Origin of the sequence: Streptomyces sp. NPDC058576 (assembly GCF_042718715.1) — a bacterium.
Classification (GTDB): domain Bacteria; phylum Actinomycetota; class Actinomycetes; order Streptomycetales; family Streptomycetaceae; genus Streptomyces.
This window is the reverse complement of record NZ_JBHXPF010000007.1, coordinates 97825-110150: the sequence shown is the minus strand read 5'-3', so window position 1 is coordinate 110150 and position 12326 is coordinate 97825. Positions and strand designations below refer to the sequence as shown.

At 73.3% G+C, this 12326-nt stretch carries 12 protein-coding genes and 1 pseudogene; 7 read left to right on the top strand and 6 right to left on the bottom strand.

What is annotated here, in order from left to right:
- Window positions 1-43: 43 nt before the first annotated feature.
- Together ACFWRV_RS08315 and ACFWRV_RS08310 are read right to left on the bottom strand one after the other, a co-directional pair.
- Window positions 44-391 carry a chorismate mutase gene (locus ACFWRV_RS08315; protein WP_384330075.1) on the bottom strand — a complete coding sequence of 116 codons (348 nt, stop codon included), beginning with the start codon at window positions 389-391 and terminating at the stop codon, window positions 44-46.
- A gap of 25 nt (window positions 392-416) precedes the next feature.
- Window positions 417-1295, bottom strand: a complete 879-nt coding sequence (locus ACFWRV_RS08310; RefSeq protein WP_384330072.1) for a helix-turn-helix domain-containing protein — start codon at window positions 1293-1295, stop codon at window positions 417-419.
- A 170-nt stretch (window positions 1296-1465) separates the two neighbouring features.
- On the opposite strand from ACFWRV_RS08310, the gene ACFWRV_RS08305 reads away from it, so the two are divergent.
- On the top strand, window positions 1466-3286 hold the full coding sequence (locus ACFWRV_RS08305; RefSeq protein WP_384330069.1) for a beta-galactosidase family protein: 1821 nt from the start codon (window positions 1466-1468) through the stop codon (window positions 3284-3286).
- 25 nt (window positions 3287-3311) lie between these two features.
- Here the strand turns inward: ACFWRV_RS08305 and ACFWRV_RS08300 are convergent, their stop codons facing one another.
- Entirely contained in the window at window positions 3312-4079 is a 768-nt protein-coding gene (locus ACFWRV_RS08300) for a S1 family peptidase (protein WP_384330066.1), read from the bottom strand.
- Window positions 4080-4400: 321 nt separating this feature from the next.
- On the opposite strand from ACFWRV_RS08300, the gene ACFWRV_RS08295 reads away from it, so the two are divergent.
- Together ACFWRV_RS08295 and ACFWRV_RS08290 are read left to right on the top strand one after the other, a co-directional pair.
- The gene (locus ACFWRV_RS08295) at window positions 4401-5318 is read left to right on the top strand and encodes a hypothetical protein (RefSeq protein WP_384330063.1); all 918 of its coding nucleotides are present in this window, start codon (window positions 4401-4403) and stop codon (window positions 5316-5318) included.
- Between the two features lie 38 nt (window positions 5319-5356).
- Window positions 5357-6175, top strand: coding sequence for an ankyrin repeat domain-containing protein (locus tag ACFWRV_RS08290; RefSeq protein ID WP_384330060.1), 819 nt, complete (start codon window positions 5357-5359; stop codon window positions 6173-6175).
- Here ACFWRV_RS08290 and ACFWRV_RS08285 read toward each other — a convergent pair.
- The 3 genes and pseudogenes from ACFWRV_RS08285 to ACFWRV_RS08275 form a co-directional block, all read right to left on the bottom strand.
- Window positions 6126-6755 carry a GNAT family N-acetyltransferase gene (locus ACFWRV_RS08285; RefSeq protein ID WP_384330354.1) on the bottom strand — a complete coding sequence of 210 codons (630 nt, stop codon included), beginning with the start codon at window positions 6753-6755 and terminating at the stop codon, window positions 6126-6128. The genes ACFWRV_RS08290 and ACFWRV_RS08285 overlap by 50 nt on opposite strands.
- A gap of 381 nt (window positions 6756-7136) precedes the next feature.
- Window positions 7137-7409, bottom strand: a pseudogene (locus ACFWRV_RS08280) (VOC family protein); the annotation flags it as partial.
- Between the two features lie 170 nt (window positions 7410-7579).
- Window positions 7580-8548 (bottom strand): SDR family oxidoreductase, encoded by a 969-nt coding sequence (locus tag ACFWRV_RS08275; RefSeq protein ID WP_384330056.1) that lies wholly within the window; start codon window positions 8546-8548, stop codon window positions 7580-7582.
- A 96-nt stretch (window positions 8549-8644) separates the two neighbouring features.
- On the opposite strand from ACFWRV_RS08275, the gene ACFWRV_RS08270 reads away from it, so the two are divergent.
- From ACFWRV_RS08270 to ACFWRV_RS08255, 4 genes are read left to right on the top strand one after another with little or no spacing between them, the layout of a single operon-like run.
- The gene (locus ACFWRV_RS08270) at window positions 8645-9388 is read left to right on the top strand and encodes an enoyl-CoA hydratase family protein (protein WP_384330054.1); all 744 of its coding nucleotides are present in this window, start codon (window positions 8645-8647) and stop codon (window positions 9386-9388) included.
- A 51-nt stretch (window positions 9389-9439) separates the two neighbouring features.
- Window positions 9440-10297: a CoA transferase subunit A gene (locus ACFWRV_RS08265; protein WP_384330351.1), complete on the top strand. Its 858-nt coding sequence runs from the start codon at window positions 9440-9442 to the stop codon at window positions 10295-10297.
- Complete coding sequence (locus ACFWRV_RS08260; protein WP_384330051.1) at window positions 10294-11043, top strand: CoA-transferase subunit beta; 750 nt, start codon at window positions 10294-10296, stop codon at window positions 11041-11043. Before ACFWRV_RS08265 ends, ACFWRV_RS08260 begins: the two co-directional genes overlap by 4 nt.
- Window positions 11043-12113: an NAD(P)H-dependent flavin oxidoreductase gene (locus ACFWRV_RS08255; RefSeq protein ID WP_384330048.1), complete on the top strand. Its 1071-nt coding sequence runs from the start codon at window positions 11043-11045 to the stop codon at window positions 12111-12113. The genes ACFWRV_RS08260 and ACFWRV_RS08255 overlap by 1 nt, the downstream gene beginning before the upstream one ends.
- Window positions 12114-12326 lie beyond the last annotated feature (213 nt).

The following is a 12326-nucleotide window of genomic DNA, read 5'->3' as shown; positions in this document are numbered from 1 at the left end:
GTAGCCGGAGCGGTTCCGACCCCGCTCAGCGGTCCGACGCCGCTCAGCCGTTCGCCGCCTCGCCGTTCCCCGCTCCGCCGTTCTCCGCCTCGTCGGCGATGCGCTCGTGGTGGCGGATGACCTCGGCGATGATGAAGTTCAGCAGCTTCTCGGCGAACGCCGGGTCCAGGTTGGCGCTCTGCGCCAGCTGCCGGAGCCGGGCGATCTGGCGGGTCTCGCGGGCGGGGTCGGCGGGCGGCAGCTTGTGGTCGGCCTTGAGGCGGCCGACCTGCTGGGTGGCCTTGAAGCGTTCGGCCAGCATGTGGACGACGGCGGCGTCGATGTTGTCGATGCTCTCGCGCAGCCGGTCCAGCTCGGCCCGCACGGACGCGTCGATCTCGCTCGTACTCATGGTCAGCGAGCTTAGACCGCCGCGCTCACGTGGTGATCGTCGGCGGGTCGTCGGGGTCGGGCACCCGGTCGCTCCAGCCGCCGGGCACGCTGCGGCCCTGTTGTTCGCGGAAGCGGACGGGGGCGGTGCCGACCCGGCGGGCGAAGAGCCGGGAGAAGTAGGCGGGGTCGTCGTAGCCGACGCGGCGGGCCACGGCGGCGACCGGGAGGTCCGTGGCGGCGAGGAGTTCCTTGGCCCGGCCGAGGCGGATGCCGAGCAGGTAGTCCTTGGGGCTGCAGCCGGCGCCGCGCCGTACGGCGGTGCGCAGTTCGGCCGGGGTCATGCCGTGCCGGGAGGCGTGCTGGGCGACGGTGAGCGGCTGGTAGGCGTCGCGGGCGAGTGCCTGGAGCACCGGATCGCCGTCGGGGCCGATGTCGGCGCGGGCGCGGCGCAGGGAGACGAGGAGTTCGTGGACGGCGGCCCCGGTCTCGACCTCCAGGAGGGGGTTGCCGCGGCGGGCGGCGCGCACGATGCGGCCGACGGCGGCGCGGGGGGCGGCGGTGTCGGCGAGCGGGACGAGGGGGCGGTCGGGCTCGATGTAGCCGAGTTCGGTGTACGTGGTGGTGGCGGGGCCGGTGAAGTCGACGAAGCTCTCGTCCCAGCCGGCGTGGGGGTCGGCGCCGTAGTGGTGGGGGGTGCCGGGGGTCAGCCAGATGAGGCTGGGGCCGGTGACGGGGGTGCGGCGGCCGTCGGGGCCCTTGAACCAGCCGGTGCCGGAGTGGACGACCACGGCGACGTGGTGGTCGAGGGTGCGGGGTCCGACGGTGGGCAGCGCGCCGTGCTGGAGGCCGACGCCGAGGCAGACGAGGCCCAGGCGGTGGTGGAGCGGGCTGGGGGTGAAGAAGCGCATCCAGGTGTGGTACATCGCGGCCTTCCCCTCCCAGGTGGTCCGTCGCGGCCGGGCCCGGCCGGTCCGTTGCGTCCAATCAACAGCGATCTTTGTCCATGGACCCGGTACGCGCCAGAGGTGAAAGTGGTCGGACCACTTGACCGGAGGGCCGCGGGCGCGGCCGAGCACGGGAGCGTAACTGCACCATGACCGACTTCACCGTGGGCGACGACTGCTTCCGGCTCGGCGGGAGGCCCGTGCGGCTGCTGTCGGGCGCCCTGCACTACTTCCGGGTGCACGAGGAGCAGTGGGAGCACCGGCTCGCGATGCTCGCGGCGATGGGCCTGAACTGCGTCGAGACGTACGTCCCGTGGAATCTGCACGAGCCCCGGGAGGGCGTGGTGCGGGATGTGGGGGCGCTCGGCCGGTTCCTGGACGCGGTGGAGCGGGCGGGGCTGTGGGCGATCGTGCGGCCGGGGCCGTACATCTGCGCCGAGTGGGAGAACGGCGGTCTCCCGGTGTGGGTGACGGGCCGGTTCGGGCGGCGGGTGCGGACCCGGGACGGGGAGTACCGGGCGGTGGTGGAGCGGTGGTTCCGGGAGCTGCTGCCGCAGGTGGTGGAGCGGCAGGTGTCGCGGGGCGGTCCGGTGATCCTCGTGCAGGCGGAGAACGAGTACGGGAGTTACGGCAGCGACGCGGTGTATCTGGGGTGGCTGGCGGGGCTGTTGCGGCAGTGCGGGGTGACGGTTCCGCTGTTCACGTCGGACGGTCCGGAGGACCACATGCTGACAGGGGGTTCGGTGCCGGGTCTCCTGGCGACGGCGAACTTCGGTTCGGGGGCGCGGGAGGGCTTCGAGGTGCTGCGCCGGTACCAGCCGAAGGGCCCGTTGATGTGCATGGAGTTCTGGTGCGGCTGGTTCGACCACTGGGGGGCCGAGCCGGTGCTGCGGGATCCCGAGGAGGCGGCCGGGGCGCTGCGGGAGATCCTGGAGTGCGGGGCGTCGGTGAACGTCTACATGGCGCACGGGGGGACGAACTTCGCGGGCTGGGCCGGGGCGAACCGCGGTGGCCCCCTCCAGGACGGGGAGTTCCAGCCGACGGTGACGTCGTACGACTACGACGCGCCGGTCGACGAGTACGGGCGGGCCACGGAGAAGTTCCACCTGTTCCGGAAGGTTCTGGAGGCATACGCCGAGGGGCCGTTGCCCGCGCTGCCGCCGGAGCCGGCGGGGCTCGCCGTGCCGGTGCGGGCGGAGCTGGCGGAGTGGGTCGGGCTCGGGGACGTACTGGAGGCGCTGGGGGATCCGGAGACGGAGTCGGGGGTGCCGCCGACGTTCGAGGAGCTGGGTGTGGACCGGGGGCTGGTGCGCTACCGGGTGGCGGTGCCGGGGCCGCGCCGGGCGTATCCGCTGGGGGCTTCGGGGCTGCGGGACCGGGCGGTGGTGTATGTCGACGGGGTGCGGGCCGGGGTGCTGACCGAGGGGTCCGGGACGCTGCCGGAGCCGGTGGCGGGGCCCGCGGAGGTCGAGCTGTGGGTGGAGTCGCTGGGCCGGGTCAACTACGGGCCGCGTCTCGGCGAGCCGAAGGGCGTCACGGGCGGGGTGCTGCACGAGCGGCAGTATCTGCACGGGGTGCGGGCCCGGGGGCTCCGGCTGGATGCCTTCGAGGTGGCGGGCGCGGTGGCGGCGGTGCCGTTTCGTCCGGTGGGGGCCGCGGCCGGGGCCGGTGACGCGGGGCGGACGGGCCTGTTCCGGGGGACGTTCACGGTGGGGGGCGCGGCGGGCGTCGATCACGCGGGGCTCGAACTGCCGGGCTGGAGCCGCGGGTTCGTCTGGGTGAACGGCTTCTGCCTCGGCCGGTACTGGTCGGCGGGCCCGCAGCGGACCCTGTACGTGCCGGGTCCGGTGCTCCGCGAGGGCGCGAACGAGGTGTGGGTGCTGGAGCTGGAGGAGGCGGGCGAGCCGTGGGTGGAGCTGGGTCCGGGGGCGCCTGTCGGAAGGGGCGCCCCCGGGGTGGTTCAGCCGTGATCAGCGGCCGCTCGCTCCGTGCGGGTCAGAGCGAGTCGGCGGCGGAGGCGATGTCGGCCGCGAAGTGCGAGACCTCGGTGTAGACGCCCGGGTAGTTCGGGCGGGCGCAGCCCTGGCCCCAGCTGACGATGCCGACCTGGATCCACTCGTCGGAGTCGTCCTTGCGGAACATCGGGCCGCCGGAGTCGCCCTGGCAGCTGTCGACGCCGCCAGTGTCGAGGAGGCCGGCGCACAGCTCCTCGTCGGCGACGAGGTTGCTGTAGGCGCCCTGGCAGTCGGCGTCGGAGACGAACGGGACGTCGGCCTTGAGCAGGTGTTGCTGCTGGCTGCCGCCCTCCTTGTCGGCGCCCCAGCCCGCGACGGTGAAGGTGCCCTCGTCGTAGGTGGCGTCGGTGGCGATCTTCAGGGTGGGCTGGTCGATCGGCTGGGCGAGCTTGATCAGCGCCCAGTCCTTGCCGGTGCCGTTGTAGCCGGGGGCCTGGAGGACCTTGGTGGACTGGACCTCGACGGCGTCGGGCGACTGGAGGTCGGCGACGCCGCCGGTGACGGTGATCGAGGTGTCGTCGCCCGAGCCGTCCAGGCAGTGGGCGGCGGTGAGGACGATGTCCTTCGCGTACAGGGCGCCACCGCAGCCCATGGAGAGCCGGACCATGAAGGGGAACTCGCCCTGCTCGGCGCGTTCCCCGCCGACGATCGGCTGGGGGGCCGCGGAGGCGGGCTGGAGGCTGACGGTCGCGAGGGCGACGGCTGCTATGGCGACGGAACACCTTTTCAGCGCACTCAGAAGCTTCACAGAGGCCTGCTTTCGTGGGGGGATTTCGTGTGGGGGGTTGCTGTGGGAGGTTGCCGAACCGTGTTGCCGTGCAGGAGTTCCTGTACGCGGTGCTGGAAGTGCTGTGGGGTGCGCGGTCCGGCACGCGTGTCCCCGCCGGGTGACGACCCCCGGCACGGAAGCCGAAGAAGTCATGCACCTGACAAGAACACTCCGATTATCGGTGCCGGGTGACCGCTGCCACAAGGTGCACTTTTCGGCCAAGATCATCAGATGGCTCTCCGGACCCCCTCCCCGGCCCCGGCATACAGTGGGGGTCCGTTGAACGTCCGACCGTCACGGATGGGGGGTTCCGGCGTGGCGAACGACCCTCCGGGCGCACCCGTCGTCCACGGCTTTCCGCATCTGGACACGGTCCGCTCCGCGGTCACCGCGCTCTATCGGCGGCTCTCCGCGGACGGCGTCCACACCTATGCCACCAGCCTCGCGCCCGCCGACGCCGCGTTCGCGGACGAGGACGATCTGCACCTGGGGTCCCAGCGGGTGGCGCGGGCGTTGGTCCAGCACCTCCGGCTGCCCGAGGCCCGCATGATCGTCGGCTTCCGGGCGATGGAGCACGCGGCGAGCGTGGAGCTGACCGCGGGCCCGGAGTACTTCATCGAGCTGAACGACCGCTTCCGCACCCATCGCAGGGACATCGGGGCGGCGCTCGCGCACGAGATCACCCATGTGCTGCTGCACCGGCTCGGCCTGGAGTTCCCCGGCACCCGCGCCAACGAGATCCTGACCGACACGACGACCGCCTACCTCGGCACGGGCTGGCTGCTGCTGGACGCGTTCCGGGAGGACGCCACGTCCCGCCAGAAGCTCGGCTACCTCACCCCGGAGGAGTTCGGATACGTCCTGGCCAAGCGGGCGTTCGCCTTCGACGAGGACCCCTCCCCGTGGTTCACCAGCCCCCAGGCGTACACCGCGTACACCAAGGGGCGGGTCAGGGCGCTGGAGGATCTGCGCAGGCCGCCGCTGACCGCCGCCGGCTGGGCGGGCCGCCGCCGCTACGCCAAGGACCGGCGCTCTGCCCAGGACCACCCCGGCACCGCCCCGGATCCGCACGTTCCGTACGCCTTCGAGACCGGCGGCGAAGGACTGCGCGTCTCCTTCCCCTGCCCGACCTGCCACCAGCGCATCCGGCTCCCGGTCCGGGGCCGGGTCAGCGCACGCTGCGGGCTGTGCCGTACGCGCCTGGAGTGCGACACCTGAGCACGGGCGTTGTCCGTGACGCCCCGTAGGGTCGAAGCATGACGAACGAGCCGATCAGGGACGAACCAAGCCTGTTCGACGCGCTGTACGAGGACGACAACGCGGTCGTACGGGCGCTGCGCGCGGGTGCGCGGGCCGAGTCGAGCGACGAGGAGGGCACGACCGCGCTCTATCTGGCATCGGTCCAGGACCGCCCCGAGGCGGTACGGCTGCTGCTCGCGGCCGGGGCCGACCCCGACCGGCCGAGCGGCCCCGACGCGGGCGACCTGCCGCTGTGCGGGGCGGCGTGCGGCGGGCACACCGAGGTGGTGGAGGCGCTGCTGTCCGCCGGGGCCCGGCCGGATCTGCGCGAGGAGTTCGGCTTCACCGCACTGCGGTGGGCGGTCGGTCTGGGGCACTCGGCGACGGTGGAAGTGCTCCTCGCCCGGGGTGCGGACCCGCTGCTGCCGGGCCCTCGGGGGGAGGCGATGCTGGTGCTGGCGGCGGAGCGCGGATCCCCCCGGACGGTCCGGGCGCTGCTCGCGCACCGCGCCGGGGCCAGGGGGCAGGAGACCGTGGTCGCCCTCGCACTGGCCGAGGCGCGGCGCATCGCCGGGCTCGATCCGGAAGAGGAGTTGCGGCGCCGGCTGGAGGAGATGTACGGCTCCGGAATCGAGACGGTGACGCTCCAGGACCGGAGGGACGGCGAGGAGACGGTGGCGGTGGAGCTGCTCCGGGACGGGGTGCCGTCGGCGGGCGTGGACCAGCACCTGGGGCACGAGGAGATCGCGGCGCTGCTGGAGGCGCACGTCCGGGCCGGACCGCCGCCTACCGTCCGCGCGCCCCTATATCCGCCGCCTCCCATGCCTCCCGGGTGAGTTCGTACTCGACCTCGCCGTGCTCGGAGCCCTCGATGGCCTCCGGCCAGTCCTCGGAGTAGGCCCGCAGGAAGGTCAGGCCCGTCTTCTCCATCACGCGCCGGGATCCCGTGTTGACCGCCATCGTGTTCGCGGTGACCCGCCGCACCCCGAGGTCCGTGAACCCCTTGTCGACCAGGGCCCGCGCGCCCTCGGTGGCGTAACCGCGGCCCCAGGCGGCCCGGTTCAGGCGGTAGCCGAGTTCGACGACGGCGGGGTCGTGGTCGTCCAGCGGCCGGAGTTCGAACCAGCCGATGAACGCTTCGGTGTCCTTCCGCTGCGCGGCCCAGAAACCGCGGGTTCCGGTGCAGGGGTGGTCGTGCAGCAGCCGGGGCAGCGTGCGTTCCCGGATGCTCTCGCGGCTCGTGGGGCGGCCGCCGTTGATGTGGCGCATGACCTCCGGGTCGTTGTCGAGGGCGACCAGCAGATCGGTGTCGGCGCCGGCGTCCGTGAAGGGGCGCAGGACGAGCCGCTCGGTCTCCAGGAAGACGTCGGGGCGGCCGCTCCCGTCCCGGTCCGACACGGCCGACGCCCGGGCCAGGAAGGACAGCCCCTCCGGGCTCCGCAGGCGTACCAGCCCCTCGGACAGCGTGACCGGATCCCGCCCCTCGGCACGGGCCCGGGCGATGACCGCGTCCAGGTCCGCCACGGCCACGGCCAGCTCCCACCGCGGCGGCACGGTGGTGGCCGGGGTCGCGCCGGGAGCCTGGAGGAACGTGGCCCGGGCCAGGGGAGCACCGGTCGTCTCGGTGTAGAAGTGCCGGGCCCGCTCCGGCTGGTCGCAGACGAGGACCATGTGGTGGGGAACGGCGGCACCGCCTCGGGGCGGTCCCGCCCACCGCACGGGCCCGGGCCGCTCCCAGAGGGAGAAGGCCGCGCCCGACGGGTCGGTCAGGGTGGCGATCCGGCCCTGGTCCCCCGCGTCGAACGGCGGCACGACGAGGTGGGCACCGTTCGCGGTCGCCGCCTCCGTACGGCGGTCCACGTCGTCGACCGCGAGGTAATAGGCGGTGTGCGGTGGCGTTCCGGGCGGGTGGACCGGCTGGGCGAGGTCGCTCAGCCCGCCGATCCGGCGACCGCCCGCGGAGATCTTCACGACCCGGCGCCCGTCCTCCTCGCCGACGGCGAAGTCCCACCCCAGCACCGAGGAGAGGAAGGCGGCGGTGCCGTCCGGGTCGCGGGTCTTGAGGTCCATCCAGCAGAACTCGTTCATCGGGTCGGTGCCGTGTTCCTGTCGTCGGGTGCGTTCCGGAAACGTCCTGAGCTGGATACCGGCTGCCGGAACGCCCGTGCAAGCGGATTTCGGCCCGGCGGTCTCCGGCGCACCGGGCGGATGGACCACGGACCACCGCCACGGACCCTGGGCTACGGCGCCCCGTACACCGGCCGCGGCTTCTCCGCGTCCGCCAGCAGCCGGCGGACCGTTTCGCCCGCATCGGCCGGGGACCGGCGCGCGCCCCGGTCGTCGGTGGGGCCGGGGCGCCAGCCCTCCATGACGGTGATGCGGCCCGCCTCGGCCTCGAAGACCCGGCCCGTCACCCCGTCGCTCGCGGCGGAGCCGAGCCAGACGACCAGCGGCGAGACGTTCGCGGGAGCCATGGCGTCGAACTCCCCCTCCCCCGGGGCCGCCATCGCCTCGGCGAAGGTCTGTTCGGTCATCCGGGTCCGGGCGGCGGGGGCGAGGGCGTTGACGAGGACCCCGTACCGCCCCAGCTCGGCTGCCGCGACCAGGGTCAGGGCGACGATGCCGGCCTTGGCGGCCGCGTAGTTGCCCTGGCCGACGCTGCCGAGGAGTCCGGCGCCGGAGCTGGTGTTGATCACCCGGGCGACCGGCGGGCGGCCCGCCTTCGTCTCGGCGCGCCAGTGCGCGGCGGCGTGCTTGAGGGGCAGGAAATGGCCCCTGAGGTGGACCCGCATCACCGCGTCCCAGTCGTCCTCGTCCAGGTTGACGAGCATCCGGTCGCGCAGGAAACCCGCGTTGTTGACCAGGGTGTCGAGGCGGCCGAAGGCGTGTACGGCGGTGGTGACCAGGGAGGCCGCGCCCTCGGCGGTGGCGATGTCGCCGCCGTGGACGACGGCTTCGCCGCCCGCCGCCACGATCGCGTCGACGACCTCCCGGGCCGGGCCGGCGGAGTCCCCGTTCCCGTCCGGTCCGACGCCGAGGTCGTTGACGACGACCCGGGCGCCTTCGGCGGCGAAGGCCAGGGCGTGGGCCCGGCCGAGCCCCCGCCCGGCTCCGGTGACGGCGACGACCCGGTCGGCGCAGAGTCCGCCACGGTGTGCGGTGGGTCCGGTGGACGGGGTGGGTCCGGTGGACGGGGTGGGTGCGGTCATCTCATCTCCCCTGGAAGCAGGACTGGTTGGCGGGCGGGGGTGTGCCTGCTACCGTTCACCTAACAAATGTTTGGTGGAAAGGTAGCCGATCCTCCGATGAGTGTCTCCACCGCCTCCCCCCTCGACGGCGTCCGCGTCGTCACCGTGGACCGTCCCCCCGTCAACGCGCTTCCCGTGCAGGGCTGGTACGACCTGGCGGACGCCGTACGGACGGCGGGCCGCGATCCCGGGGTGCGCTGCGTCGTCCTCGCCGCCGCCGGGCGCGGCTTCAACGCGGGCGTCGACATCAAGGAGTTGCAGCGCGACGCGGGGCACGAGGCCCTGATCGGCGCCAACCGGGGCTGCGCCGAGGCGTTCGCGGCGGTGTACACGTGCGAGGTGCCGGTCGTCGCGGCGGTGCACGGCTTCTGTCTGGGCGGCGGCGTCGGCCTCGTCGGGAACGCCGACGCGATCGTCGCGAGCGAGGACGCGGTCTTCGGCCTGCCGGAGCTTGACCGGGGCGCGCTCGGCGCCGCGACCCATCTGGCCCGGCTGGTCCCGCAGCACCTGATGCGCACGCTGTACTACACCTCCCGGACCGTCACCGCGGCCGAACTGCTCGCCCACGGATCGGTCTGGCGGGTGGTACCCGGTCCTGAACTGCTCGACGCGTCCTTGGAGCTGGCGGCCGAGATCGCCGCCAAGGACGGCCATCTGCTGCGACTGGCCAAGGCCGCCCTGAACGGCATCGACCCCGTCGACGTCCAGCGCAGCTACCGCTTCGAGCAGGGGTTCACCTTCGAGGCGAACCTCGCCGGGACCGCCGCCCGGGTCCGCGACACCTTCGGCAAGGAGGCCTGAACCGTGACCACTCCCCCGCACGATGTGCGCGGCGCCCCGCGCGACAAGACGATGACGCCCGAGGAGGTCGTCGAGCGGCTGAGCAGCGGCATGACGATCGGGATCGGCGGCTGGGGGTCACGCCGCAAGCCGATGGCCCTGGTCAGGGCGCTGCTGCGGTCGCCGGTCACCGATCTCACGGTGATTTCCTACGGTGGCCCGGACGTGGGGCTGCTGGCCGCGGCGGGCCGGATCCGCCGCCTGGTCACGGCGTTCGTGACGCTCGACTCCATACCGCTGGAGCCGCACTACCGGGCGGCCCGGCAGCGCGGGGCGTTCGCGCTGACGGAGATCGACGAGGCGATGTTCATGTGGGGACTGCACGCGGCGGCGAACCGGCTGCCGTTCCTGCCGGTGCGCGCGGGCCTCGGATCGGATGTGATGCGGGTCAACCCCGAGCTGCGCACGGTGACTTCGCCCTACGAGGACGGCGAGGAGTTCGTGGCGATGCCCGCCCTGCGGATGGACGCGGCGCTGGTCCATCTGAACCGGGCGGACCGGCTGGGCAACGGCCAGTACCTGGGCCCCGACCCGTACTTCGACGACCTGTTCTGCGAGGCGGCGGACGCGGCGTATGTCTCCTGCGAACGCCTGCTGGAAACACGGGAGTTGACCGAGAACTCCACCGCTCCGCAGACCCTCCTCGTCCAACGGCACTCCGTCGCCGGTGTGGTGGAGACGCCGGGCGGGGCGCACTTCACCTCCTGCGCCCCCGACCACCCGCGCGACGAGCCGTTCCAGCAGGCGTACGCGGCCGCGGCGGCGGACCCGGCCGCCTGGGCGGAGTTCACGGCCCGCTTCCTGCCGCCGGACGGCGACGAGAAGAGCTACCAGCAGGCGGTCCGTACCTGGCACGAGGAGCGGAAATGAACACGTCCACGAACGGGGACGTCACCCGTGCCGAGTACTGCGTGATCGCCTGCGCGGAGGCCTGGCGGGGCGACGGGGAGATCCTGGCCAGTCCGATGGGCGCGGTCCCGTCGGCCGGCGCACGGCTGGCCCGGCTGACCTTCGCGCCCGACCTGCTCCTCACGGACGGCGAGGCGACGCTCGTCGGTCCGGGCGGCGAAGCGGAGGGCTGGCTCCCCTACCGCAGGCATCTGGCCCTGGTGACCGGTGGGCGGCGGCACGTGATGATGGGCGCGAGCCAGATCGACCGCTTCGGCAACCAGAACATCTCCTGCATCGGCGACTGGCAACGGCCCTCCCGACAGCTGCTGGGCGTGCGCGGAGCACCGGTCAACACCCTTAACAACCCGGTGAGTTACTGGATCCCCCGGCACTCGCCCCGGGCCTTCGTGGAACGCGTCGACATGATCTGCGGGGTCGGTTACGACAGTGCGCGGGCGGCGGGCGCCTCGGCCACCCGTTTCCACCGGATCCCCCGGGTGGTCAGCGATCTCGGGGTCTTCGACTTCGCGACGCCGGACCGTTCGATGCGGCTGGTCTCGGTCCACCCCGGCGTCACGGTCGAAGCGGTCCGGGAGGCGACGGGATTCCCGCTCACGATCCCGGACGACGTCCCGTACACCCGCGCCCCCTCCCCCGCCGAACTCGCTCTGATCCGCGAGGTCCTCGACCCGGCCCGCACCCGGGACCGGGAGGTCAGGGCCTGATGCGCACCGCCCTGACCGACCTCGTCGGCGTCCGGCACCCGATCGTGCAGACCGGGATGGGCTGGGTGGCGGGCCCCCGCCTGGTGACCGCGACCGCACGGGCCGGGGCGCTCGGCATTCTGGCCTCCGCGACCATGACACCGGACCAACTGCGTGCCGCCGTACGGGAGGTGAAGTCCCGCACGGACGCACCGTTCGGGGTGAATCTGCGGGCGGACGCGGGGGACGCACCGGAGCGGGTCCGGATCATCGTCGAGGAAGGCGTCCGGGTGGCGTCGTTCGCGCTCGCCCCGTCGAGGGAGCTGATCGCGGAACTCAAGGACGCGGGCGTGGTCGTCGTCCCGTCGGTGGGAGCCCGGCGGCACGCGGAGAAGGTCGCGGCCTGGGGTGCGGACGCGGTGATCGTGCAGGGCGGCGAGGGCGGCGGTCACACCGGAGACGTCGCCACCACGGTGCTGCTGCCGCAGGTGGTCGACGCGGTGGACATTCCGGTGGTCGCGGCGGGCGGCTTCCACGACGGCCGGGGCCTGGTGGCGGCGCTGGCGTACGGGGCGGCGGGGGTCGCGATGGGAACCCGGTTCCTGCTGACCTCGGACTCGACGGTCCCGGACGCGGTGAAGGCCCGCTACCTGGCGGCGACCGCCAAGGACATCACGCTGACGCGGGCGGTGGACGGGCTCCCGCACCGGATGCTCCGTACGGAGATGGTGGCGGAACTGGAGGGCGGCGCGGGCCGGCTGCGCTCCCTGTTCGGGGCGCTGCGCCGGGCGTCCCGCTTCCGCCGGCTCTCCGGGCTGAGCTGGCCGGGCATGGTCCGCGACGGCCTGGCGATGCGGCACGGCAAGGACCTGAGCTGGAGCCAGGTGCTGATGGCGGCGAACACCCCGATGCTGCTGCGGGCGTCCATGGTCGAGGGCCGCACGGACCTCGGCATCATGGCCTCGGGCCAGGTGGCGGCCCTGATCGAGGACCTGCCGAGCGTGGCGGAGCTGGTGTCCCGGATCCTGACCGAGGCGAACGAGACCCGGGCGGCCCTGTCGAGCCCATCCGGCACCCCCCACTCAGCGTGATACCCGAGCGCCCCCATCAAGCCCGTCCGGCACCCTCAACTCAGCGTGATGCCCGAGCGCCCCTATCAAGCCCGTCCGGCGATTGAGGACGGCCCCAGCCCACAACCAGCCCGTCGCGGATTGAGGACAGAGCACCGCCCCACAACCAGCCCGTCCGGCGATTGAGGACAAGCCCCGGTCCGGGGCTTTGGGGGGGGGGGGGGGCGCGGCCGG